Annotated in this window: 23 protein-coding genes, 1 tRNA gene and 1 other RNA gene; 23 read left to right on the plus strand and 2 right to left on the minus strand. The window is 44.5% G+C overall.

Annotated elements, in window-relative coordinates; all coding sequences use genetic code 11:
• The first annotated feature begins 2 nt into the window (after positions 1-2).
• The 3 genes from mgfK to GJB59_RS05020 are packed head-to-tail and all read left to right on the plus strand — an operon-like array spanning position 3 to position 2,289.
• Complete coding sequence (gene mgfK, locus GJB59_RS05010; RefSeq protein WP_142828854.1) at positions 3-998, plus strand: gluconeogenesis morphogenetic factor MgfK; 996 nt, start codon at positions 3-5, stop codon at positions 996-998.
• Positions 999-1,021: 23 nt separating this feature from the next.
• Positions 1,022-1,972: a DNA-binding protein WhiA gene (gene whiA / locus GJB59_RS05015; protein WP_142828856.1), complete on the plus strand. Its 951-nt coding sequence runs from the start codon at positions 1,022-1,024 to the stop codon at positions 1,970-1,972.
• A gap of 59 nt (positions 1,973-2,031) precedes the next feature.
• A complete protein-coding gene (locus tag GJB59_RS05020) occupies positions 2,032-2,289 on the plus strand; it encodes an HPr family phosphocarrier protein (protein ID WP_142828858.1) in 258 nt (85 codons plus the stop codon).
• A gap of 63 nt (positions 2,290-2,352) precedes the next feature.
• On the opposite strand, the gene clpP is transcribed toward GJB59_RS05020, so the two are convergent.
• The gene (gene clpP, locus GJB59_RS05025; protein ID WP_142828860.1) at positions 2,353-2,964 is read right to left on the minus strand and encodes an ATP-dependent Clp endopeptidase proteolytic subunit ClpP; all 612 of its coding nucleotides are present in this window, start codon (positions 2,962-2,964) and stop codon (positions 2,353-2,355) included.
• Positions 2,965-3,136: 172 nt separating this feature from the next.
• On the opposite strand from clpP, the gene GJB59_RS05030 reads away from it, so the two are divergent.
• The 20 genes from GJB59_RS05030 to GJB59_RS05125 all read left to right on the plus strand — a co-directional run bounded on the left by GJB59_RS05030 (position 3,137) and on the right by GJB59_RS05125 (position 20,717).
• Positions 3,137-3,208: transfer RNA gene (locus tag GJB59_RS05030), tRNA-Arg, on the plus strand.
• Positions 3,209-3,472: 264 nt separating this feature from the next.
• Positions 3,473-4,057, plus strand: a complete 585-nt coding sequence (locus GJB59_RS05035) for a LemA family protein (RefSeq protein ID WP_142828862.1) — start codon at positions 3,473-3,475, stop codon at positions 4,055-4,057.
• Positions 4,054-4,836 (plus strand): TPM domain-containing protein, encoded by a 783-nt coding sequence (locus tag GJB59_RS05040; protein WP_142828864.1) that lies wholly within the window; start codon positions 4,054-4,056, stop codon positions 4,834-4,836. The genes GJB59_RS05035 and GJB59_RS05040 overlap by 4 nt, the downstream gene beginning before the upstream one ends.
• Positions 4,837-4,931: 95 nt before the next feature.
• Positions 4,932-5,162, plus strand: a complete 231-nt coding sequence (locus GJB59_RS05045; protein ID WP_142828866.1) for a glutaredoxin family protein — start codon at positions 4,932-4,934, stop codon at positions 5,160-5,162.
• A gap of 107 nt (positions 5,163-5,269) precedes the next feature.
• Complete coding sequence (locus tag GJB59_RS05050) at positions 5,270-6,313, plus strand: sugar-binding transcriptional regulator (RefSeq protein WP_142828869.1); 1,044 nt, start codon at positions 5,270-5,272, stop codon at positions 6,311-6,313.
• Complete coding sequence (gene gap, locus GJB59_RS05055; protein WP_142828871.1) at positions 6,314-7,321, plus strand: type I glyceraldehyde-3-phosphate dehydrogenase; 1,008 nt, start codon at positions 6,314-6,316, stop codon at positions 7,319-7,321.
• 110 nt (positions 7,322-7,431) lie between these two features.
• A complete protein-coding gene (locus tag GJB59_RS05060) occupies positions 7,432-8,616 on the plus strand; it encodes a phosphoglycerate kinase (RefSeq protein ID WP_142828873.1) in 1,185 nt (394 codons plus the stop codon).
• Positions 8,617-8,643: 27 nt separating this feature from the next.
• A complete protein-coding gene (gene tpiA, locus GJB59_RS05065; protein ID WP_142828875.1) occupies positions 8,644-9,405 on the plus strand; it encodes a triose-phosphate isomerase in 762 nt (253 codons plus the stop codon).
• Positions 9,398-10,930, plus strand: coding sequence for a 2,3-bisphosphoglycerate-independent phosphoglycerate mutase (gene gpmI / locus GJB59_RS05070; RefSeq protein ID WP_142828877.1), 1,533 nt, complete (start codon positions 9,398-9,400; stop codon positions 10,928-10,930). The genes tpiA and gpmI overlap by 8 nt, the downstream gene beginning before the upstream one ends.
• Before the next feature lie 16 nt (positions 10,931-10,946).
• On the plus strand, positions 10,947-12,242 hold the full coding sequence (eno, locus tag GJB59_RS05075) for a phosphopyruvate hydratase (RefSeq protein ID WP_142828879.1): 1,296 nt from the start codon (positions 10,947-10,949) through the stop codon (positions 12,240-12,242).
• Positions 12,243-12,735: 493 nt separating this feature from the next.
• Positions 12,736-12,963 carry a preprotein translocase subunit SecG gene (secG, locus tag GJB59_RS05080; RefSeq protein WP_049694326.1) on the plus strand — a complete coding sequence of 76 codons (228 nt, stop codon included), beginning with the start codon at positions 12,736-12,738 and terminating at the stop codon, positions 12,961-12,963.
• Positions 12,964-13,034: 71 nt separating this feature from the next.
• Entirely contained in the window at positions 13,035-13,781 is a 747-nt protein-coding gene (locus tag GJB59_RS05085; RefSeq protein ID WP_142828881.1) for an alpha/beta hydrolase, read from the plus strand.
• 24 nt (positions 13,782-13,805) lie between these two features.
• Positions 13,806-16,130, plus strand: a complete 2,325-nt coding sequence (gene rnr / locus GJB59_RS05090) for a ribonuclease R (protein WP_142828883.1) — start codon at positions 13,806-13,808, stop codon at positions 16,128-16,130.
• A gap of 49 nt (positions 16,131-16,179) precedes the next feature.
• Positions 16,180-16,644, plus strand: coding sequence for an SsrA-binding protein SmpB (gene smpB / locus GJB59_RS05095; protein ID WP_142828885.1), 465 nt, complete (start codon positions 16,180-16,182; stop codon positions 16,642-16,644).
• Positions 16,645-16,729: 85 nt separating this feature from the next.
• Positions 16,730-17,083, plus strand: a transfer-messenger RNA (tmRNA) gene (gene ssrA, locus GJB59_RS05100).
• Between the two features lie 355 nt (positions 17,084-17,438).
• Positions 17,439-17,588, plus strand: coding sequence for a hypothetical protein (locus GJB59_RS05105; protein WP_185960085.1), 150 nt, complete (start codon positions 17,439-17,441; stop codon positions 17,586-17,588).
• Positions 17,589-18,174: 586 nt separating this feature from the next.
• A complete protein-coding gene (locus GJB59_RS05110) occupies positions 18,175-18,351 on the plus strand; it encodes a sporulation protein Cse60 (protein WP_142828887.1) in 177 nt (58 codons plus the stop codon).
• Between the two features lie 152 nt (positions 18,352-18,503).
• On the plus strand, positions 18,504-19,025 hold the full coding sequence (locus GJB59_RS05115; protein WP_142828889.1) for a GNAT family N-acetyltransferase: 522 nt from the start codon (positions 18,504-18,506) through the stop codon (positions 19,023-19,025).
• Complete coding sequence (locus GJB59_RS05120; protein ID WP_142828891.1) at positions 18,997-19,473, plus strand: GNAT family N-acetyltransferase; 477 nt, start codon at positions 18,997-18,999, stop codon at positions 19,471-19,473. The genes GJB59_RS05115 and GJB59_RS05120 overlap by 29 nt, the downstream gene beginning before the upstream one ends.
• A 476-nt stretch (positions 19,474-19,949) precedes the next feature.
• A complete protein-coding gene (locus GJB59_RS05125; protein ID WP_142828893.1) occupies positions 19,950-20,717 on the plus strand; it encodes a SurA N-terminal domain-containing protein in 768 nt (255 codons plus the stop codon).
• Positions 20,718-20,763: 46 nt separating this feature from the next.
• Here the strand turns inward: GJB59_RS05125 and GJB59_RS05130 are convergent, their stop codons facing one another.
• Positions 20,764-21,228: a hypothetical protein gene (locus GJB59_RS05130; RefSeq protein WP_142828895.1), complete on the minus strand. Its 465-nt coding sequence runs from the start codon at positions 21,226-21,228 to the stop codon at positions 20,764-20,766.
• Positions 21,229-21,501: the final 273 nt, after the last annotated feature.

A 21,501-nucleotide genomic window follows, 5' to 3' on the forward strand; every position in this document is an offset into this window, starting at 1 on the left:
GCATGGAACGCAACCAGCACCTGAAACGCATCGTTATTTTAGGCGGGGGCACCGGGCTTTCCACGCTTTTGCGCGGATTAAAGCTGTATCCTTTGGATTTGACGGCGATTGTAACTGTCGCAGATGACGGGGGAAGTTCGGGCCGCTTAAGAAATGATTTGGATATTCCTCCTCCGGGAGATATCCGGAACGTTTTGGCAGCATTATCGGACACCGAACCCTTGGTTGCTGAAATGTTCCAATACCGTTTTAAGCAATCCCTGGATCTGGATGGCCATTCTCTCGGGAATTTGATGCTTGCCGCTTTGACAGACATTACGGGGGATTTTTCCCATGCAGTACGCGAGATGAGCCGCGTCTTAAGTGTTAATGGAACTGTATTGCCAGCGGCCAATCAAATCGTCACGCTGAATGCGGAATTGGAAGATGGCACCATCATCAAAGGCGAATCCAAGATTCCTGCCTATCTTCAGCCGATCAAACGGGTGTTCATAGAGCCGCATGATGTTAAAACTTTGCCCGCCACCATAGCGGCGATTGAAAATGCAGACGTTATTGTGGTTGGTCCGGGTTCTCTCTATACCAGCATTTTGCCAAACCTGTTAGTGAAAGATATAAAAAAAGCAGTAGTTGCTGCTAAAGCTAAGAAAATTTACATTTGCAACTTAATGACGCAAGCGGGCGAAACTTATAAATATACTGCCTCCGACCACGTCCAGGCGATTTACGATCATGTCGGGGAAAATTTTCTCGACGCTATACTTCTTGATAAAGTCCAAATGCCGCCGGTTGTTGCGGAACGCTACAAAAAAGAGCTTGCTTCACCAGTGGAATATGATGAAGATCGCCTGAAGCAGATGGGGCTGGAAGTTTACAGAAAAGACATCGCCAATATCTTTGGTGAAATTGTCCGACATGAGCCGATGAAAGTGGCAGAATGGTTGTTTGAATATGCCGGAGGCCGTGCAAGCGAAGATTCGAAGCATCTTTACTTTTAATGCTTTGAAAGGAGGAACGAATTTTGTCTTTTGCATCTGAAACAAAAAAAGAAATGACGCAAATTGACGTGGACGACTGCTGTGGAAAAGCAGAGCTTTCTGCAATGATCCGGATGAACGGAACTTTGTCGTTTTCCAATCGGCAACTGAGCTTGGACATCCAAACGGAAAATGCAGCGATTGCACGGCGCATCTATACGCTGTTGAAACGCTTTTACAAAGCATATCCTATTGAGTTGCTCGTCAGAAAAAAGATGCGTTTAAAAAAGAACAACATATACATTTGCCGAATTCGTGAAGGAGCCAAGCACGTACTCGAAGACTTGGAAATTCTGACAGAAGGCTTTCAATTTCAGCATCAGATCGTCAAGAGCCTGATTGAGAAAAACTGCTGTAAACGCTCTTATTTACGGGGGGCGTTTTTGGCCGGCGGATCGGTCAACAATCCTGAAACTTCATCTTATCATTTAGAGGTTTACTCTCTTTACAAAGACCATGCAGACTCTTTGGTGGATTTGATGAACGTATTTCATTTGAACAGCAAGACCATTGAGCGGAAAAAAGGCTTTGTGACTTATCTGAAGGAAGCAGAAAAAATTGCTGACTTTTTGAGCATTACAGGAGCACATTCTGCTTTATTGAAGTTTGAAGATGTCCGAATCATCCGCGACATGCGAAATAGCGTGAACCGCCTCGTAAATTGTGAAACCGCTAACTTGAACAAGACCATCGATGCTGCATTGCGGCAAGTTGAGAACATCCGTTTTATCGACGGGGCAATCGGAATCGACCAATTGCCTGAAAGACTGCGTGAAATTGCCCGACTTCGGGTAGAGTATCAAGACGTGACTCTTAAAGAGTTGGGTGAAATGGTCTCGGGTGGATCAGTCAGCAAGTCGGGAGTCAACCACAGACTGCGGAAGATCGATGAGATTGCAGCGTCATTGAGAAAAGGAGAAATGATCGGCCGTTAACTATCGGCTGTTCTTTCATATATATGAGAGTGAAGTTTCAGAGGAGGATGAGGATAAGGATGGTTGAAAAACAAGTGATAGTGCTATTAAAAACAGGTCTTCAAGCAAGGCAGGCTGCGCTATTTGTTCAGGAAGCGAACCGGTACAGTGCGGATGTCTATTTAGAAAAAGACAATAAAAAAGTAAATGCCAAAAGCATCATGGGAATCATGAGCCTGGCCATCAGCAAAGGAACGGAAGTTAAAATATCGGCTGATGGATTGGATGAGGAAAAAGCAGTTAATTCCTTATCGGAGATTATCGAACAGGAATCGTAAGCACACAGCATTCTAATTAGAAGACAGAAAAAACTCACAGCGCAGAGGCTGTGAGTTTTTGTTTTAAATATCTTTTTTGTGGTTTTCAGGAAGCTTGCTGCGTGTGATGACTTGATCGATCAAGCCGTATTCAAGTGCGCGTTCAGCTGTCATGAAATTATCACGGTCAGTGTCTTTCGAAATAACATCGATAGGCTGGCCCGTGCGTTCAGAAAGAATTTGGTTCAATTTTTCGCGAAGGTGAAGAATGCGTTTCGCAGCAATCTCGATTTCCGTCGCTTGCCCTTGAGCACCGCCAAGAGGCTGGTGAATCATGACTTCAGCATTTGGCAGCGCCAAACGTTTGCCTTTTGTACCAGCTGCCAACAGGAAAGCCCCCATGGAAGCAGCCATACCGATGCAGATTGTTTGAACATCCGGACGGATAAACTGCATTGTGTCATAAATCGCCATACCGGCTGTGATGCTGCCGCCTGGGCTGTTGATGTAAATTGAAATATCTTTATCTGGATCTTCTGCTTCTAGGAACAGGAGCTGTGCAACAATTGAATTCGCGACATTATCGTCAATGCCGCTGCCCAGCATAATTACACGGTCTTTCAACAAACGCGAATAAATATCATAAGCACGTTCGCCTCGGCTAGTTTGTTCAATTACTGTAGGAATTAAGTTCATAGAATAGTTCCTCCTCGATTAAGTGGTTTGCAAACAATGCTGAAAGATCTCTCAGCTGTACTATTATCATACACATCATGGTCAATGAAGGTCAAATCTAACGAATTAAAAAAATAAGCTTGATTAAGTTAAAATATTTTCGTATAATAGAAAAGTCGCTAATAGCGAAAACGCCCTCGTAGTGTAATGGATCACACGTAAGATTCCGGTTCTTGAGATGGAGGTTCGATTCCTTCCGAGGGCATAAAAAAAGTAAAGCCCGCATTGCCTCTTCCATGGCAAAGCGGGCTTTTTTGTCTTTTGTTCAGAGCGGGACACAGTTCGGCAAAGTGGACAGAAGTTAAAAGCCTGCTCCAAAAGGAAAACGAGTACCCACATTTCGAAGAGGTGGGCAAGTTGCAAACTTTGCGGAAAATGGCAGCCGGTATTTTTTTGATAGTACAGCGTTTAAAAAAACAGCCGCAAAGGGAAATGACTAATAGTACATACAAGCAAAGAGGTGGAGCATTTGAGAAAATTATTGATTCCCATTATTATTGTAGTCGCGTTAATTGCCATTGTTGCAGCGATTCTGGTGCCAAGCTATAACGGCTTTGTGCAGTTGGAAGAGGACGTTAACCAGTCCTATGCGCAGATCGACAACCAATTGCAGCGCAGGCTGGATTTGATACCAAACTTGGTGGAAACGGTGAGAGGCTTTGCGGACCAAGAACAAAGCGTCATCGACAGTGTCACGGAAGCCCGGTCTAATTTGGCTGGTGCTGAAGGCGTGAGCGAACAGGCTGAAGCGGATGCTGAGCTGAGTGGGGCGCTTAGCCGTCTCTTGGTCGTAGTGGAAAACTACCCGGAAATTCGGTCCAGTGAAAATTTCCAGCAGCTGTCGGATGAACTGGCGGGAACGGAAAATCGCATTGCGGTTGCCAGACAGGATTACAACAACACTGTTTCTGAATTTAACCGGAAAGCAAGAAGCTTTCCTGGAAATATGATAGCCGGAGTTTTTGGGTTTAACGAAAAAGAGTATTTCGAAGCGGACTCAGATGCCTCTGAAGCTCCGGAAGTTGATTTTGGAACGGACGAGGATGAGCAATGAAACGGACAGCAGCGATCCTATTTTTCCTGCTGCTGATGGTCAGCGGGCATGGCTTTGCAGCTGACTTTCCCGAATTGACAAATGACCTTTATGTTCAAGACGAAGTGGGCATTCTTTCGGAACAACAGCAAGATAAACTGCGGCAACTTGGCCGTGGACTGGAAGATGCGACGACTGCGCAAATCATGGTGCTGGTTATTCCAACATTAGAAGGCGAGCCGATCGAAAGCTACGCCAATGAAGCATTTCGCCATTATGGCGTCGGTTCAGAAGAAGAAAACAACGGCGTATTGGTCGTCTTGTCATTGGATGAACCGAATGACCGGGAAATTTATGTGGAAATCGGCTATGGACTTGAAGGTGCATTGCCGGATGGCAAAGTTGGCCGGATGTTGGATGATTATGCCATTCCTTATTTAAGCCAGGGCAACTATAGTGAAGGTGTCATCAACTTATATGAGGCGCTTTATCAGGAAGTGGCCGCTGAATACCAGTGGAACGGCGAAGCCGTAGAACCGCAAGCCGCAGCTTCCCAGCAGCAAGAACAGGGTCTTCCGCCATTCATGACCATCGTGATCGTCACTGCCATTCTCATCTTCATTACTGGAGGCGGCGGAGGCAAAGGCGGCGGCCGTGCGAGACGCCGTGGAGGAAGAGGCGTTTACATGGGCCCTGGAAGCTTTGGCGGTGGATTTGGAGGCGGCGGGGGCTTCGGTGGTGGTTTTCGTGGAGGCGGAGGCGGTTCATCAGGTGGAGGCGGCGCAGGCCGAGGTTTCTAAATCATAAATCAAATTGCTGCTGCAGATTTACAAAAGGAAAGTTGCTGCAAGAACGAAAGAAGTTCTTCTGTCTTCCAATAGAAAGAAGGGATAGGATGTTCACTTTATACACCCGCTCCAACTGCCCGCTCTGTGATGAAGCAAAGTTAATGATTGAGCTGGTCAACGAAGATTTTCCATTGCCTTACAAAGAAGTCGATATCGAAAGCGATGAAGCATTGCATGAGAAATACATGCTGATGATTCCAGTGCTGGAAAGAGACGACAAAGTATTGCTGTATGGCAATATCGGATACGTAGAATTATTGGAAGCGTTAGAAAGTTAACGCTTCTTTTTATTTGCAATTAATAGACGGATTGGGTAGAATGAATTTAGTGGGACACAAAATTATTTAATGGGACAAAAAACGTCCAGCTAGAACGGAGTGAAATTATGGATGCATTATCTGTCGCTCAGCGAAAACTGATGCCGGAAATGTCCGAACTCCTGAAAAAGCGATACCAGATTTTACAGACAATCTATTTGGAACAACCGATCGGCAGGCGAACTTTAAGTGAAGTTGCCGGTGCAACAGAGCGTGAAATCAGGAAAGAAACCGATTTGCTGCGCAATCAGCAGCTGATTGAAATGAAGACGGCAGGCATGACTGTCACTTCGCAAGGAGTGGAAGTGCTGGAAAAGCTGAAAGTTTTTGTTCGTGAAATATCCGGACTGACAGATATGGAAATGGAGCTGCAGACAATTTTAGGAATTTCAAAAGTGGTGATTTTGCCGCAAGACAGCGATGAAATTCCGGCAGTGAAATCTCATATCGGCAAAGAAGCAGCCCGTCTTCTGGAAGTGTTGTTTGGCCGTTATAAAAAAATTGCCGTTACTGGCGGCAGTACCATGGCAGCCATTTCAAAAGAATTGTCAATCGGCAAACCCAACCGGGCGCTTCAATTTATCGCAGCCCGCGGCGGACTGGGAGAGGATGTCCTGCATCAGGCCAACACCATCGCAGCCGCCTTTGCTGAAAAAACAGGCGGTTCATTCAAAACCCTTTACTTGCCTGATCACTTGAGCGTTGAAGCTTTCGCAATGATGATGAAAGAGCCGGTGATCAAGGAAATGATGGACTTGTACGATCAGACAGACATAGTGGTCCATGGCATAGGCAACGCAGAGGAGATGGCGGTCCGCCGGCATTCTTCTCTGGAAGAGGTAGAAAAGATACGTTCAGGCGGAGCGGTAAGTGAGGCTTTTGGCTATTATTTCGATAAAGACGGAAAAATTGTTTATCGCATCCGCACAGCGGGCATTCAATTGGAACAGGTGCAAAAAGCTTCAACGATCTTAGCAGTTGCCGGTGGAGGTTCTAAAGCAAGAGCGATTTTATCTTATTTCAAAAATGCGCCAAACCCGACAGTGCTGGTCACAGACGAGGGCGCTGCAAGAAAAATTATCGAATTGACTAAAAAATTGGAGGAATTATAAATGACTTTAAAATTAGCAATTAACGGATTTGGACGTATTGGACGCATCGTATTTCGTGGGGCAATGGCAAACGAAGAAGTGGAAGTTGTTGCAGTAAATGACTTGACTGACGCTAAAATGCTTGCTCACCTACTAAAATACGATTCAATCCACGGAACATTGGATGCTGAAGTTTCAGCAGAAGGCGATAACATTGTCGTGAACGGCAAAACAATCCGCGTATTTTCTGAAAAAGACCCAGCAAACCTTCCATGGAAAGACCTTGGCGTAGATATTGTTGTTGAATCTACTGGGTTCTTCACAGACACAGAATCTGCTTCAAAACACATCCAAGCCGGCGCGAAGAAAGTTATCGTTTCAGCACCAGGAAAAAGCGGCATGAAAACACTTGTTATGGGTGTTAACCATGAATCTTACAACCCAGAAGAACACGATGTTGTATCGAACGCATCTTGTACTACAAACGGCTTAGCTGGGATTTCTAAAGTATTGAACGACCGTTTTGGCATCAAGCACGCAATGATGACAACAATCCACTCTTACACAAATGACCAAATTCTTTTGGATTCACCGCATAAAGACTACCGCCGTGCACGCGCAGCTGCAGAATCAATGATTCCAACAACAACTGGAGCAGCAGTAGCAGTAGCACAGGTATTGCCTGAACTGGAAGGCAAAATTGACGGTATGGCAATCCGCGTACCAACTTCAAACGTATCTTTAATTGACTTGGTAGTGGATCTTGAGCAAAAAGTTACAGCAGAAGATGTTAACAAAGCATTGAAAGAAGCAACTGAAAACGAATTGAAAGGTTACCTGGAATACAGCGACCTGCCATTAGTTTCTAAAGACTATAACGGCAACTCTGCTTCTTCAACAGTTGACGGCTTGTCAACAATGGCACTTGGCGATAACATGGTTAAAGTTCTTGCTTGGTACGACAACGAGTCTGGCTATTCAGCGCGTTGTATCGACCTTGCATTGCACATGTACAAAACAGGATTGTAATTCCAAAATCATAGCTTAATTACCAATGAACCCCTATAATAAAAGAGGGTAAAAGGGGCGGGGACATACCCCGTCCCTTATTTTTTTGAATACAAATAGGAGGTATTTTCATGCAGCAGAAAATGACCATGAAAGATTTGGATTTGAAAGGGAAACGTGTATTTTGCCGTGTTGATTTTAACGTACCGATGGAAGAAGGCAAGGTAACGGATGATACAAGAATCCGTGCAGCAGTGCCAACAATCGAATACTTGATCGAACAAGGTGCAAAAGTGATTTTGGCCAGCCATTTGGGACGTCCAAAGGGTCAAGTCAACGAAGACATGAGACTCGCTGCGACAGGTGTCCGGTTAGGTGAATTGTTACATAAAGAAGTGAAGAGCCTGGATGAGTCGATCGGCGAGAAAGTTGAAACGGAAATTTCAGCTATGCAAGAAGGCGACATTATCCTGCTTGAAAACGTCCGCTTCCACGCAGGCGAAGAAAAAAATGACGAAGAGCTGGCAAAAGCGTTTGCCAATCTTGCAGATGTCTTCGTAAACGATGCATTTGGTGCGGCTCACCGTGCACACGCTTCTACAGCCGGTATTGCCAGCCACCTGCCAGCCGTATCCGGTTTACTGCTGGAAAAAGAGCTGGATGTTTTGGGCAAGGCATTGTCAGAACCCGACCGTCCATTTACGGCAATCATCGGCGGCGCTAAAGTAAAAGATAAAATCGGTGTAATTGACCATTTGTTGGATAAAGTTGATAACTTGCTGATCGGCGGGGGACTTTCTTATACCTTTATCAAAGCACAAGGCTTTGAAATCGGAAACTCACTAGTGGAAGATGACAAACTGGACTTGGCTAAATCGTTCATCGAAAAAGCAGAGCAAAAAGGCGTAAAACTTTATTTGCCGGTCGATGCTACAGTTGCCAGTGAATTCTCTAATGACGCAGATAAGAAAAATGTGAATATCCAGGAAATTCCGTCTGATTGGGAAGGGCTGGATATCGGACCTGAAACTGTGAAGTTGTATGCAGAGGTTATCAAAAACTCAAAATTAATCATTTGGAACGGGCCAATGGGCGTCTTTGAAATGCCGTCTTATGAAAATGGCACAAAATCGGTAGCACAAGCAATGGCTGAAACCTCCGGGTATACAGTAATTGGCGGCGGCGATTCTGCTGCAGCTGTTGAAAAATTCCATGTGGCCGATAAAATGGATCACATCTCTACAGGCGGCGGCGCTTCCCTGGAGTTTATGGAAGGCAAAGAGTTGCCAGGCGTTAGTGCGTTAACAGATAAGTAAGGCGATTAATTGAAAGGGAGTGTTTTTGTGAGAAAACCAATTATTGCAGGAAACTGGAAAATGTATAAAACAGCAACTGAGGCAAAACAATTTGTCGAAGAAGTAAATGGCTTAGTACCGGACTCTGAAAAACTGGATGCCGTAATTTGCGCACCTGCGATTTTCTTAACACAGCTCGTCGCTTCTGCAGAAAACAGCCCGCTTCAAATCGGGGCTCAAACAATGTCTGAAGAAGATGAAGGCGCATTTACCGGAGAAATCAGCCCTGTGCAACTAACGGACATTGGTGTGAAATACGTCATTATCGGCCATTCAGAGCGCCGCCAGTATTTCAATGAAACAGATGAGTCTGCAAACAAGAAAGTAAAAGCCGCTTTCAACCATGGTTTAGTGCCGATTCTTTGTGTCGGTGAAACATTGGAGCATCGTGAAAATGGTGAAACTGGTGCTATTGTTGAAGCACAAGTGGAAAAAGGAATTTCCGGTTTGAGTGAAGAGCAGATTACTCAATTGGTTATTGCATATGAGCCAATCTGGGCAATCGGTACAGGAAAAACTGCTACTGCCGAAGACGCTAACGAAGTTTGCGGAATTGTCCGCAAGAAAGTGGCAGCATTGTACAACGATAAAGCAGCTGAGCAGCTTCGCGTTCAGTACGGCGGAAGCGTAAAACCGGCTAATATCGATGAATTGATGGGCATGGAGCATATTGATGGAGCATTGGTTGGAGGCGCAAGCCTGGAAGCCGATTCTTTTGTCAAATTGTTGGAGGCTGGTTCACATGCGTAAAACCGAACATCCAGCGGCCCTTATCATCTTAGATGGATTTGGCTGCCGTGAAGAGACTTTCGGTAATGCAGTTGCACAAGCGAACAAACCGAATTTTGATCGCCTTTGGAAAACCTATCCGCATGAACTGCTGACGGCTTCTGGAGAAGCGGTCGGTTTGCCGGATGGGCAAATGGGCAACTCAGAGGTAGGGCACTTGAATATTGGTGCTGGACGGGTGGTTTACCAAAACCTGACGCGCATCAATAAAGCGATTCGTGAAGGCGATTTTTATGAAAAACCGGTATTTCTTGAAGCGATTGCCAACGCCAAAAGCCGCGGCAAAGCGCTTCACATTTTAGGCTTATTGTCGGATGGCGGGGTCCATAGCCATTATGAGCATCTATTTGCTTTATTGAGGCTGGCAAAGCAGCAAGGACTGACGGAAGTATATGTTCATGGTTTCCTGGATGGCCGGGATGTCGGGCCGCGAACTGCACTTAAATACGTAGAAGAGGCCGAGCAGAAAATGAGAGAAATTGGCGTCGGCAAATTTGCATCAATCAGTGGCCGCTATTATGCGATGGACCGTGACCAACGGTGGGAACGTGCCGATTTGGCATACCGTGTTTTGGTTGACGGCATTGGCATAACGGCTCCTTCAGCAAATGCCGGCATCACATATTCATATGACCAGGATGTTTCCGATGAATTTGTCGTGCCATTTGCCATTGTCGAAGACGGCAAACCGGTTGCAACAATCGATTCAGGCGATTCGTTGATTTTCTTCAACTTCCGTCCGGACCGTTCGATTCAATTAACAGCTGCTTTTATACGGGAAGATTTTACCGGCTTCCCGTTAAGCGCCAAACACCCGAAAGATCTAACTTATATCACATTTACTTCCTATAGTGAGGATTTGCCGACACGCGTGGCATTTGAAACACTGAACTTGGAAAACACCATCGGGGAAGTCGTCTCAGCTAATGGATTGACTCAGCTGCGGATCGCAGAAACCGAAAAATATCCGCATGTGACGTTCTTCATGAGCGGAGGGCGTGAAAACGTCTTTCCTGGTGAAGACCGCATCCTTGTGGCATCTCCAAAGGTTGCAACATATGATCTGCAGCCTGAAATGAGCGCGTACGAAGTGACGGATCGATTGGTAGAGCAAATTGAAGCGGGGGCACACGATGCCATCATTCTAAATTTTGCCAATCCGGATATGGTCGGGCACAGCGGTTTGTTGGAACCGACGATCCGTGCCATCGAAGTGGTGGATGAATGTCTGGGACGCATTGTTGATGCACTGCATGCCCAGGGAGGGTCTGCATTGATCACAGCTGACCATGGCAACGCCGATGAAGTCCGCACGGTAGAAGGGTTGCCAATGACGGCACATACGACCAATCAAGTACCGGTGATTTTGACAAAGTCAGATCAGGTACTGCGCCCAGGCGGCATTCTTGCCGACCTGGCACCAACAATCTTAAAAATGCTGAACGTCGAACAACCGATCGAAATGACCGGGAAACCATTATATTAAAAGGGAGCTGTTTTAATTGCCAATTATTACACAAATTCAAGCACGCGAAATTCTAGATTCACGAGGAAATCCGACAATCGAAGTTGAGGTATTCACAGAAAGCGGCGCATTTGGCCGTGCAATCGTCCCTTCAGGTGCTTCTACAGGCGAACACGAAGCAGTTGAGCTTCGCGATGGCGACAAGAGCCGTTACCTTGGAAAAGGCGTATTAAAAGCTGTCGAATTTGTTGATACTGAAATTGCAGAAGCGATCGAAGAAAAATACTCAGTGCTTGACCAAGTCTCAATCGATAACGCAATGATCGAGCTGGACGGAACAGAAAACAAAGGCCGCTTAGGCGCCAACGCAATCCTAGGCGTTTCATTGGCCGTTGCACACGCAGCTGCCGACTACTTGGACGTTCCACTTTACCAATACTTGGGCGGATTTAACGCAAAACAATTGCCTGTTCCAATGATGAACATCTTAAACGGCGGCGAACATGCTGACAACAATGTAGACATCCAGGAATTCATGGTAATGCCAGTTGGTGCAAAATCATTCCGTGAAGCGGTTCAAATGGGCGCAGAAATTTTCCACAACCTGAAAGCCGTATTGAAAGAAAAAGGCTATAACACTTCAGTTGGAGACGAAGGCGGATTTGCTCCGAACCTGGGATCGAACGAAGAAGCGTTGACTACTATTCTGGAAGCTATTGAAAAAGCTGGCTACAAAGCTGGAACAGACGTATTATTGGCGATGGACGTTGCTTCTTCTGAAATCTATGACAAAGAAAAAGGCGTTTACAACTTGCCAGGCGATAACACGGTGAAAACTTCTGCCGAAATGGTTGACTGGTACGAAGAGCTTTGCAACAAATACCCGATCATTTCAATCGAAGACGGATTGGATGAAAACGACTGGGCTGGACATAAATTATTGACAGAACGAATCGGTGACCGCGTTCAATTAGTCGGAGACGATCTTTTCGTTACCAACACGAAGAAATTGGCGCAAGGAATCGAAGAAGGCATCAGCAACTCGATCCTGATCAAAGTAAACCAAATCGGTACATTGACAGAAACTTTCGATGCGATTGAAATGGCGAAACGTGCCGGCTACACAGCAGTGATCAGCCACCGTTCAGGCGAGTCAGAAGATGTAACCATTGCAGACATCGCTGTTGCAACAAATGCTGGACAAATCAAAACAGGTGCTCCATCACGTACTGACCGCGTTGCGAAATACAACCAGTTGCTGCGCATCGAAGATCAGCTGTTTGAAACAGGCCAATACTTAGGTCTAAAAACTTTCTATAACTTGAAAAAATAAAACATGAGTTAAGTGCTTTTTAAATCATATAAGTTGCAGTGGATATTTCGCAAATAAGCTCCGCTTTCCTGCGGGCTTGCGCCGAACTAACTCGGGCTGGATGCCCGAGTGGATTTCGGCACTTCGCTATTCCGCGGGAGTCTCCGCCGATTTGCTACATATCCTATCTGTAACTGTGATTCTTTTTAGTTTGCTACGAGTTGTTAGGTGATGCTTTGAAGAAAGAATGCAAGGCGGCGACTCCTGCGGGATAGCGTGTCCAGGTGAGACCCCGCAAGGCGAAAGCCTGAGGAGGCTCACGGACCGCCCGCGGAAAGCGTCCGCCTGGAGCGATTTCTTCAGATCTGCTACTAGTTTTTGAACGTTAGAAAAGTACATGCATTAGCGAAAGAAATAGAGGCAAATGCCTCTATTTTCTATTGCTATTGTCACCGGTCACAATTTTTGGTAAACTTAGATTTGTTGTGAACGTTCTTTTCAGGAGGTGGAATTTATGCATACGTTGTTAATGACATTACTCGTCATCGTATCGCTCGCATTAATCGTAGTCGTTTTATTGCAATCTGGAAAAAGTGCAGGTCTTTCAGGAGCCATCTCCGGTGGAGCAGAGCAACTTTTCGGCAAGCAAAAAGCTCGTGGTTTGGACTTGGTCCTTCACCGCGTAACGATCGTACTTGCTGCCTTATTCTTTATTCTGGCTGTTGCCGTAACGAAAGTTTAATGTAGATGATTAAATCGCCTGACCATACATGGTTGGGCGTTTTCTTTTAGTATTGGAATGGAGGGATTTTCATGCGGGTTTCGCAGCCAAAACCATTTTTCTTCAAAGCAGGCAAGCGGGCAGTTCTCTTGCTGCATGGATTTACAGGAAACTCGGCGGATGTCCGGATGCTGGGCCGCTTTTTGGAAACCAAAGGATACACCAGCATTGCACCGCATTACGCGGGGCATGGTGTGGCGCCTGAAGAACTGGTTGGCACGGGTCCTGTGGACTGGTGGAAAGACGTAGAACAGGCATATGAGACATTGCTTGAAGAAGGCTATACTGAGATTGCAGTAGCGGGTCTGTCGCTTGGCGGCGTATTCAGCCTGAAATTAGGGTATACAAAACCTATCAAGGGGATTGTCACCATGTGTGCGCCGATGTATATGAAAACCACCGATCTTATGTATGAAGGTGTGTTGAAATATGCACGGGAATATAAGAATTATGAAGGAAAAGACGATGAGCTTATCGAAAAAGAAATGAAGGCTTTCCAGGAACTGCCAATGGAATCGCTGGCCGATCTGCGGGCCTTGATTGCAGATGTCAAAAAACAAGTGGACCATGTCTATGCGCCTTTGTTTGTGGTTCAAGGCAGACTGGATAATGTCATCAATACGGATTCGGCCAATGTTATTTACGAAAATGCCGAATCGACCGATAAACACATTAAATGGTACGAAAACTCTGGTCATGTCATTACGCTTGATAAAGAGAAAAAGCAATTGCACGAAGACATTTTCGCATTTCTTGAATCACTTGATTGGAGTGTGTGAACGGTCATAAAGGAGGAGTTCGATTTGGGAAATAACGAAGGTTCATTAGAACAGCGCTTACTGGTCTTCATGCGTGAAGAAGCATACAAGCCGCTGACTGTACAGGAAATAGAAGAACAATTCGGTTTTGAAGATGCCGATGAGTTTAAAGAATTGGTAAAAACTTTAGTGCGTCTGGAAGAATCAGGGACGCTTGTCCGCTCAAGATCGAATCGCTACGGCGTACCGGAGCGGATGAATTTAATGCGCGGAAAATTCATCGGGCATCCGAAAGGATTCGGCTTTGTTGCACCTGAAGAAGCCGGTTTGGATGATGTCTTTATTCCGCCTACTGAAACAAATGGCGCAGTAAACGGCGATAAAGTGATGATCCGCGTTTCTGAAGGATCTTCTGGAGACCGTCGCGAAGGCGCGATCATCCGGATTATCGAACGCGGTACGACTAAAGCTGTCGGAACGTTCCAGGAAAATAAAGGTTTCGGATTTGTTGTTACAGATGATAAGAAAATGAATATGGATATCTTTATCGCTAAAGACGATACTTTAGGGGCAGTAGACGGCCATAAAGTGGTTGTAGAGATTACAGGATGGCCGGAAGGCAGAAAATCTGCAACAGGTATGGTGACACAAATCCTTGGCCATAAAAACGATCCGGGCGTCGATATTCTTTCCATCATCCACAAATACGGAATTGAAACCGAATTTCCGCCTGATGTGCTGGAACAGGCAAACAATGTGCCGGATCAAATTGATCCAGCAGACCTGACGGATCGCCGTGACTTGCGCAATGAACAGATTGTCACCATCGATGGCGCCGATGCAAAAGATTTGGATGATGCTGTCCAAGTTGTAAAATACGAAGATGGTACGTATAAATTAGGGGTGCATATCGCTGATGTCAGCCATTATGTGACAGAAGGGTCTGCAATTGACCGTGAAGCCTATGACCGCGCTACGAGCATCTATTTAACTGACCGCGTTATTCCGATGATTCCTCATCGCCTGTCAAACGGAATTTGTTCATTAAACCCACAGGTCGACCGTCTGACTTTGTCTTGTGAGATGATTTTCAACGACCAGGGTGAAGTGGTTTCTCATGACATTTTCCAGAGCGTGATCAACACGTCAGCACGTATGACGTATACGGATGTTTATGAAATTTTGGAGCAGGACAACCAGGAGCTGAAAGAGAAATACAGCGAATTGGTGCCAATGTTCGAATTGATGAAAGAGCTGGCTGAAGTTCTTCGTACGAAGCGGATGCGTCGCGGAGCCATCGATTTTGATTTTAAAGAATCCAAAGTGCTGGTCGATGAAAACGGCTACCCGACAGACGTAGTTGTCCGTGAACGCACTGTTTCTGAGCGCCTGATCGAAGAGTTTATGCTGGCTGCCAATGAAACAGTAGCTGAACATTTCCACCGCATGGAAGTGCCCGCGATTTACCGGATTCACGAAGATCCGAAGCCGGAAAAACTGCAGCGTTTTTTCGAGTTCGTGACGAATTTTGGGATTGTCGTAAAAGGTTCTGGCACACAGGTTCATCCCAAAGCTTTGCAGGAAATTGTTGAATCCATTGCAGGGACTCCGGAAGAGCCGGTAATTTCTACAATGATGCTTCGTTCCATGCAGCAGGCGAAATACTCGTCTGACAGCTTAGGGCATTTTGGCTTATCGACCGAGTTTTATACGCATTTCACTTCGCCAATCCGCCGTTATCCGGATTTGATTGTGCATCGTTTGATCCGTACGTACTTGATCGAAAAGGATTTGTCGCAAAAAACAATTGCCTATTGGGATGCCAATATGGATGATATTGCTACACATACATCAGAACGCGAACGCCGTGCAGTCGAAGCGGAACGCGATACAGATGCTTTGAAGAAATCACAGTTCATGGCTGATAAAATCGGAGAGCAGTTTGCCGGTATTATTTCTTCTGTAACGAACTTTGGTTTGTTTATTGAACTGGCAAACACGATTGAAGGTTTGGTTCATGTTTCCAATATGACAGATGATTACTACCGTTTTGACGATCGCAGCATGATGATGATCGGGGAGCGCAGCAAACGCCAGTTCCGTATTGGTGACGAAATTGAAATCAAAGTTATTGGCGTCAAGCCTGAAGAATCATCGATTGATTTTGAAATCGTCGGCATGGTGCAAAACACGCGCCAGTCAAGAAGAGAGCAGCCGAAAGTGATCCGCGCCGGGAAAAAAGACGGCGGCGGAAAACCTGGACGCGATGGCAGAAAGCCGGATGGCGGCGGACCGACACGCAAGGGGAAAAACCAGAAGAAAAAGTTTTATGAAGGCGCAGCAAAACAAGGGCGCAGCAAGAAAAAATAAAATCGCGGCTCGAGGGCCGCTTTTTTGAATCTAGTTGAGGTGAAACCGCATGGCCAAAGGAGAAGGCAAAGTAATTGCCCAAAACAAGAAAGCCGGTTTCGATTTTTTCATTGAAGAAACGATCGAAGCAGGAATTGTCTTGCAGGGGACAGAAATAAAATCGGCACGAAACGGCAAGGTCCAGTTGAAGGAATCGTTTGTACGGATCCGCAACGGCGAAGCCTGGATTTCCAATATGCACATCAGCCCTTATGATCAGGGCAATCAGTTTAACCACGATCCGACACGGTCGCGGAAACTGCTGCTGCACAAAAAACAGATCACGGATTTAGAGGCTCATTCAAAAGTGCAGGGCTCTGCAATCATTCCGCTGAAAATGTATTTGAAAGACGGCTTTGCCAAAATTCTGCTCGGTGTCGGCAAAGGGAAGAAGAACTACGACAAACGGGAAGACTTGAAGAAAAAAGATGCGAAACGGCAAATTGACCGTGCCATAAAAGAATACAACCGCTAGAGCTTGAAGTCTGACCAATGTTGTCTTATAATAGGGATATAGCACATGAAGCTGTTTATTCATCTTCCGTGTCTCTTTTTAATAAGGGGACGTTACGGATTCGACAGGGATGATCTGGGCTTGGGTCGCGCGTCGGAGGATCGGCTCCGTCATCAACGTATTTATAACAACTGGCAAAACAAACCAAAACCTAGCATTCGCAGCGTAAGCTCGGATCTGCTTTATCTATCCATCGCCCATGTGGCTGGGTAAAGCTCAACTTTAGTGGGATACAACGTTTGCTGCCATCTGAGGCAAACGGGAGAGATTCACAGATTAGTGCCCAGGACGCCTGCTTATTGGCAGAATGGTGCATGAAACCCTAATGAATAAGCTACACGCGTAGACGCTCAAGTAGCGGAGTTTCTGGACGCGGGTTCGACTCCCGCCGTCTCCATAGTGAGATTGCTGCTAAATGCAGTGGTATTAAGTTTTAAGAAGTTAGGGATATTAATGGGGAGTTAAATTAAGGTGAAAACTCCCTAATAAACGTCCTTACGAATTTGTTTCAAATGACCTTCTAATTTATTTGAATTAGGAGGTTTTTTTATGGATAAAAACACGATATTTTTTCCATTCCGTCAGAAGAAATTGATATTTTTACAAAGAAGAATAAAAATGAAAGAACCGACATTACTATTTCCTCTTTATATGTAAGGTTAGCAAGAATCCAATAAGGTTTACTTCAGTAAAATAAGGTATGTTATATTTGCTAGATAGATTCTCTTTAGAGACAAGAAAAGTAGGTGGGAAAAATGGGGAAATTCGGATTGGATAGCAAAGGACAGGCAGCTGTGACAAAGTATCATGAAAAGCACAAGCCTGCCAAATTTGATAAAAAGCAACAACTTGAAAAAATACGTAATGAGTATTTGAAAAAGAAGCAAGAACAAACAGATAAATAGTATGAATGAGAACATAGGAAGACTAACATCTCCCTATGCTTTTCTTATTCGAAAGACTTTTTCCAATCGAGGACGAGGTGTTATTGACGCTTGAATTTGTCTGGAAACTGATGGTTCTTTTTTTATTTTGAAATCAATTGATATATACAAAAAATTAAAAGAGCTTTGGACTAAGGCCGTTAATAGGCTATATTACCTGGTAAGTAAAACCGTCAAATAAATAAGTATGGAAATGCCTAAAACCTTTGCGGCTGTAAGTCCCATTGATTGAGGCATTAAACTTTTCTAAGCAAGCTACACGCGTAGACGATTAAGTAGCGGAGTTTCTGGGCGCGGGTCCGACTCCCGCCGTCTCCATAGTGAGATAAAAACGTCAAAACCTTTACGGGTTTTGGCGTTTTTTTTGTTCTCTTATTATATAGTGATTTTCTTTGCAGCCGCTCTGGATTGAGCAAACAAAGCTACTAGCTCTCGGAAGTGCAGGTGCTGAGAACTTTAAACTGGCACAGCCTTTCGAAAACAATGAAACTTGAAAGAGTTTCAACCGTATATTTAGTATGAAAAAAACTTAAAGGAGATGTTTCAAATGAGAGTTAAAACTTTCTATGGATATAGCGAAAAAAGTATAGACCGGAAAATAAATGAATTTCTTGAAGACACTACTCTGGAAATTATCGACATAAAATTTACTGCGCCTATTTTTTACTTTAGTGCGATGGTGATATACAAACCAACTGTTTCTACAAAAGACAATGTATTTTAATTCTCGTACCTTCTATGATCATGTTTAAAAATCAATCATTTGAAGTTTTAAAATATAAAAGAGGGAGGGAGAATAATGCCAAAATGCCAAAGCTGAAACCACAAATGGAGTTGGCTGAGTACAACTATAATTGGTTTCATAAACAATAAAAAATGTCCCACAACGACTACAAAGTCATGGCTGAGTGGTTAAGCACACCAGCAGTTTTGGAATTCTTTGGGGATATTAACGCTCCCTTTACACTGGAACAAGTTCAGCGCAAATACGGGCCGCGAATAACCGGGGATGTTCCGATCTATCCATACATAGTAGAACTGGAAAAAGAACCTATAGGTTTTATTCAATACTATCGAATAACTAGAGAAGTACAAAAAGAGTTTGGGTACCAAGACACCCTGCATGTGTACGGCATTGATCAGTTTATTGGTGCTGCACAATACCATAATCAAGGTTTAGGTACGCTTATGATTACCAAATTTCTCACGAATTTATATCAACAGACTGGAGCAGATATCATCGTTTTAGATCCCGACGTTTCCAATGCAAGAGCCATCCGGTGCTATGAAAAATGCGGATTTGTTAAAGTGAAAAAAGTGAAAGGCGGAACGGGCTGGTTAATGGAAATAAGGACAAGGAGCGTAGCACATGAAGCTGCTAAAGGCGGAAATGAATAAAGAGACAGCGCAAGAAATCTTGAGTTGGCAATACGAACCTCCCTATGATTTCTATAACAATGAGATCTGTGACTCGGAATTGGCAGAGTTACTCAATAAAGCATATTTCACAGTTTTGAACGAAAAGGAAGAAACTGTCGGTTTTTTCTGTACCGGAGAAAGTGCCCAAGTGCCGTCTGCAAACCGCTATGAAGTTTATAAAGAGCAGTGTATTGATGTGGGACTGGGTATGAATCCAGCACTAGTCGGCAAAGGGGATGGTGAGGAATTTGGTCGATTTATCCTCCATTCTATAATAGAAGAAACTCATCAGCAGCTGCCAATTCGGCTGACTGTTGCTGCATTCAACAAAAGGGCCATTCGTCTGTATGAAAAACTGGGTTTCACCTTAGACAAGCGATTCAGTAATGCTGCTGCCGAGTTTGTTACTATGGTGAAAAAATATTAGCTGGGTGTTGAAAGGTATTAAGAGCAATGGATAAGAATAAAGGGGGAAATCCACCATGTGCCGGAAGTGTGGAAAAGCAAAACTTGTTTTCAGAATGCGATAAGTTTCCCTAAGCATTGACAGTGGAGCTGTGCACTATATGCTGATCCATTCGTTCAAAGGCTGCTTGCTGGAACTGTTATTAAATGGATCACAGTGGGGAATCGGCAGTCTAATGTGAACGCTGCAAAGTGCATAATTTTTTCTGAGCTATTATTCAAGAAATCCCAGATTTTCTTTGTATGCAATAGTATTTACTTAAAACAGCAAAATGATGCCAAAGTGATTTTTAGCAACTTTAAATGGCCGAAACGCTGATATACAGCGAAGAAATCAAGTGTTTTTGTCCATTCCCGATGTCCGTCAATGGTTTTTGGTATTACAGTTGGATTGAGTATGCTACAATAACGGACATTATGTTTGAAGGGAGACTACTCATGATTAAAAAATGGTTTTTGACAATAGCACTTGGAGGATCCATGTTAGCACTAGCTGCTTGTGGAGATGATACTGCAGAAGAAACAACTGGTGAAGAGACGCCGCAAGAGGAAGTTGCAACAGATGAGGAAGGCGAGACTGCAGAACAGCCGGAAATGCCGGAGCCTGATTTGGAAGGCATTCCTGATGTAGTTGCCGAAGTAAATGGCGAAGCCATCGAGAAAGCAGAATTTGAATCGGCTTATACGGGACAATTCCAGCAGATGGCTATGCAGGCACAAATGTCTGGACAGGAAGTTGACCAGGCTCAGTTAAAAGAGCAGGTGGCGGAAAGTTTAGTCGCCCAGGAATTGCTTGTTCAAGAAACTGAAAACCAGGAGATTACTGCGTCAGAAGAACAGATCAATACAACTTTAGAAGAACTGTCCCAGCAAAACGGACTTGAATCATCAGAGGAGTTTTTAGCTGCACTTGAAGAGCAGGGTGTCTCTGAAGATGAGGTGATGGAGCAGGTGGAAGCACAAGTTAAAGTAGATCAACTGGTTGCAAGCGAGACCGGCGAAATCAATCCAACAGATGAAGAACTTCAGACATTTTATGATGAAGCACAGGCTCAGCAAGAAGAGGCCGGAGGTGAAGCTCTTCCAGCGTTCGAAGAAGTAAAACCTGAGCTTGAAGAACAGCTTAGAGTGCAAAAAGAGGGAGAAGCTGTCCAAACCTTGGTCGCGGAGCTTCGTGAAGATGCAGATGTTACAATCAATCTATAAATAGAAAAAACCAGATCCCCGTGGATCTGGTTTTTTTCTGTCTAATTTATACTATCTGATAGATTTTTTCTGTTACTTCCTCAACCTTCATAATGTAAATATAGATCAGGCAAAGCAAAGCGGCGAGAGGAAGTGCTGCAAAAACCACCGTTTTAAAGTGATGGCTGATCGCGAAAAAGGAAACGCGATGCCGTTCAAAAAACAAAAACAGCCAGACAGGAACGGCAAATACGATGACCAGCAGAATGTTGTGGATGAAATCTATTTCGTTTTTCAACAAGGCAAACCGCAAGTAATCGCCCGTATCCCATAGCTCCTTGCTGAACCGATAGTTTTCCTGGTTTAAATGACCAATCTGCAGGGCAAATCGTGTTTCCGTTTCACTGTAATCAAGAACTCCCGGAAAAATTTTTAAATTGTAAATCATATAGTACAACAAGATGAACAAAGAAAAGTAAGATAATGCCTTTATCAGCAGGATCGTTTTTTCGCGTCGGTGAGTCAATGTCATGGCAGCCTCCTCACAAGTTTGATGGGGTAAATGAAAAGCCCGAGAGTAAGTTTTGGATTTCCTGTATATTTTTAAGCTACCCTAATATTTGGGCATATAACAGTTCTATGCAATTGTCTTTGATTTCTTCCGTTACTGACAGATAAATAAAATTTAATTTTAAAAGTTCCGAAGGCCGGACTTGTTCAGCTTAAACAGTGGTTTCATGCTGCTTTGCGAAAAAACGGCTGCCCTTGGAAATTAAGCCGTATGCCTGCGAAGCACCTGCCTGCA

Origin of the sequence: Planococcus soli (assembly GCF_016881065.1) — a bacterium.
Taxonomy (GTDB): domain Bacteria; phylum Bacillota; class Bacilli; order Bacillales_A; family Planococcaceae; genus Planococcus; species Planococcus soli.

Bases quoted from the DNA above. Each gene is read 5' to 3' on its own strand.
- mgfK (WP_142828854.1), top strand. From the start codon at position 3: ATGGAACGCAACCAGCACCTGAAACGCATCGTTATTTTAGGCGGGGGC.
- GJB59_RS05020 (WP_142828858.1), top strand. From the start codon at position 2,032: ATGGTTGAAAAACAAGTGATAGTGCTATTAAAAACAGGTCTTCAAGCA.
- clpP (WP_142828860.1), bottom strand. From the start codon at position 2,964: ATGAACTTAATTCCTACAGTAATTGAACAAACTAGCCGAGGCGAACGT.
- GJB59_RS05040 (WP_142828864.1), top strand. From the start codon at position 4,054: ATGAAACGGACAGCAGCGATCCTATTTTTCCTGCTGCTGATGGTCAGC.
- GJB59_RS05045 (WP_142828866.1), top strand. From the start codon at position 4,932: ATGTTCACTTTATACACCCGCTCCAACTGCCCGCTCTGTGATGAAGCA.
- GJB59_RS05050 (WP_142828869.1), top strand. From the start codon at position 5,270: ATGGATGCATTATCTGTCGCTCAGCGAAAACTGATGCCGGAAATGTCC.
- gap (WP_142828871.1), top strand. From the start codon at position 6,314: ATGACTTTAAAATTAGCAATTAACGGATTTGGACGTATTGGACGCATC.
- GJB59_RS05060 (WP_142828873.1), top strand. From the start codon at position 7,432: ATGCAGCAGAAAATGACCATGAAAGATTTGGATTTGAAAGGGAAACGT.
- gpmI (WP_142828877.1), top strand. From the start codon at position 9,398: ATGCGTAAAACCGAACATCCAGCGGCCCTTATCATCTTAGATGGATTT.
- secG (WP_049694326.1), top strand. From the start codon at position 12,736: ATGCATACGTTGTTAATGACATTACTCGTCATCGTATCGCTCGCATTA.
- GJB59_RS05085 (WP_142828881.1), top strand. From the start codon at position 13,035: ATGCGGGTTTCGCAGCCAAAACCATTTTTCTTCAAAGCAGGCAAGCGG.
- smpB (WP_142828885.1), top strand. From the start codon at position 16,180: ATGGCCAAAGGAGAAGGCAAAGTAATTGCCCAAAACAAGAAAGCCGGT.
- GJB59_RS05105 (WP_185960085.1), top strand. From the start codon at position 17,439: ATGGGGAAATTCGGATTGGATAGCAAAGGACAGGCAGCTGTGACAAAG.
- GJB59_RS05110 (WP_142828887.1), top strand. From the start codon at position 18,175: ATGAGAGTTAAAACTTTCTATGGATATAGCGAAAAAAGTATAGACCGG.
- GJB59_RS05115 (WP_142828889.1), top strand. From the start codon at position 18,504: ATGTCCCACAACGACTACAAAGTCATGGCTGAGTGGTTAAGCACACCA.
- GJB59_RS05120 (WP_142828891.1), top strand. From the start codon at position 18,997: ATGAAGCTGCTAAAGGCGGAAATGAATAAAGAGACAGCGCAAGAAATC.
- GJB59_RS05125 (WP_142828893.1), top strand. From the start codon at position 19,950: ATGATTAAAAAATGGTTTTTGACAATAGCACTTGGAGGATCCATGTTA.
- GJB59_RS05130 (WP_142828895.1), bottom strand. From the start codon at position 21,228: ATGACATTGACTCACCGACGCGAAAAAACGATCCTGCTGATAAAGGCA.